Source organism: Cellulomonas biazotea, from assembly GCF_004306155.1.
Classification (GTDB): Bacteria; Actinomycetota; Actinomycetes; order Actinomycetales; family Cellulomonadaceae; genus Cellulomonas; species Cellulomonas biazotea.
In genome coordinates this window covers 1-1381 of record NZ_BIMR01000157.1, presented here as the reverse complement: position 1 = coordinate 1381, position 1381 = coordinate 1, and the positions used below count along the sequence as shown (strand labels likewise).

General features: G+C 75.5%; 2 protein-coding genes. Both read left to right on the top strand.

Annotation, left to right across the window (positions count from 1 at the left end):
* Window positions 1–182 precede the first annotated feature (182 nt).
* Window positions 183–347 carry a hypothetical protein gene (locus CBZ_RS20870; protein ID WP_165446739.1) on the top strand — a complete coding sequence of 55 codons (165 nt, stop codon included), beginning with the start codon at window positions 183–185 and terminating at the stop codon, window positions 345–347.
* Between the two features lie 85 nt (window positions 348–432).
* On the top strand, window positions 433–1381 hold a 949-nt coding region (locus tag CBZ_RS10975), incomplete at its 3' end, for a potassium-transporting ATPase subunit KdpA (RefSeq protein WP_165446740.1).

Below are 1381 nucleotides of genomic sequence, written 5' to 3'. Positions count from 1 at the left end.
CCCACTGCGGCGGCGCGACGGCGTGCGGCGGGACGAGGGGCGTCAAGGTGCGGGGCGGGGGCGTCAAGGAAGCGTCAAGGCGGGCGTCGGCGGGCTGAGGCGGGCGTAGACCTGCGGTGCGGCCCGGTCACGGGCCACCGGGGCGGCAGGCCCCGACCGTCGTCGAAGGTGCTGTGAGTCCCATGGCCGACCTGGCCTTCCTCGCGCTGACCGTCGCGTTCTTCGCGACCGTCGCGCTCGTCGCCCGCAGGTCCGACCGCCCGACCGCCCGGGTGGACCGCTCCGCCGGCCGCCCGGCGGACCGCGCGCCCGGCCGTGCGCCCGCCAGTGCGGCGGACCTCTCGTGAGCGGCCTCGACGTCGCCGGGCTCGTGGTGGCCGGCGCACTGCTCGTCTACCTCGTCGTGCAGCTGCTGCGCGCGGACAAGGTCCGGTGAGCGCCGTGGTCGTCGTCGTCGCGCAGGTCCTGCTGGTCGTCGCGGTGCTCGCCGCCGTGCACGTCCCGCTGGGCGACTACATGGCACGGGTGTTCTCCTCGCCGCGGCACCTCGCCGTCGAGCGGGCGGGCTACCGGGTGATGCGGGTCGACCCCGACGCCGAGCAGCGGTGGAGCACCTACCTGCTGTCCGTGCTCGGCTTCTCGCTGGCCGGGGTGCTGGTGCTCTACGGGCTCGCGCGCCTGCAGCACGTGCTGCCGCTGTCGGTCGGGGCGCCGCCCATGGACCCGGCGGGCGCGTGGAACACCGCCGTCTCGTTCGTCACGAACACCAACTGGCAGTGGTACTCGGGCGAGGTCGCCGCGGGGCACCTGCTGCAGATGACCGGGCTCGCGGTGCAGAACTTCGTCTCGGCGGCCGTCGGCCTGGCGGTCGCGGTCGCGCTGGTGCGCGGGTTCGCGCGGTCGGGCACCGACGGGCGCGTCGGCAACTTCTGGTCCGACCTCGTGCGCGGCAGCGTGCGGATCCTGCTGCCGCTCGCGTTCGTCGCGGCCCTCGCGCTCGTCGCCGGCGGCGTCGTGCAGAATCTGCACGCGCACACCGAGGTCACGACGCTCTCGGGTGCCACGCAGTCGGTGCTCGGCGGGCCGGTCGCCTCGCAGGAGGCCATCAAGGAGCTCGGCACGAACGGCGGCGGGTTCTTCAACGCCAACTCGGCGCACCCGCTGGAGAACCCCGCGCCGTGGACGAACGTGCTGCAGGTCGTGCTGCTGCTCCTCGTGCCGTTCTCCCTGCCGCGCACGTTCGGCGTCCTCGTCGGGGACCGGCGGCAGGGCTGGGCGGTCCTCGCGGTCATGGGCACCCTCTGGGCGGGCGCAGTCGCGCTGCTCACCTGGGCCGAGACCGCCGGGCCGGGCCTGGCCCCCGCCGCCGCCGGGGCCGCGC